The sequence below is a fragment of the Deinococcus alpinitundrae genome (assembly GCF_009982895.1).
GTDB classification, from domain to species: domain Bacteria; phylum Deinococcota; class Deinococci; order Deinococcales; family Deinococcaceae; genus Deinococcus; species Deinococcus alpinitundrae.
Map to the genome: position 1 here is coordinate 1 of NZ_WXZL01000262.1, position 270 is coordinate 270.

Below are 270 nucleotides of genomic sequence, written 5' to 3' on the forward strand. Positions count from 1 at the left end.
GATCTCTACCGCCGCATCCGCAACACGCTGCGCTGGGTCCTCGGCGGGCTGGACGGCTTCACCGAGGCCGAGGCGATGCCGGCCGCCGACATGCCCGACCTCGAGCGCTACGTGCTGCATCGCCTCTCCCGGCTCGACGCGATGCTGCGCCGCGCGGTCGAGACGCATGACTGGACCGGCGTCTATCCGGCGATCCACCAGTTCTGCAACAACGACCTCTCCGCCTTCTATTTCGACATCCGCAAGGACGCGCTCTATTGCGACGTCCGG

Annotated in this window: 1 protein-coding gene; it reads left to right on the top strand. The window is 67.4% G+C overall.

The features are described 5' to 3' along the window. On the top strand, positions 1 to 270 hold a 270-nt coding region (locus GUI70_RS23305), incomplete at both ends, for a class I tRNA ligase family protein (protein ID WP_161884577.1).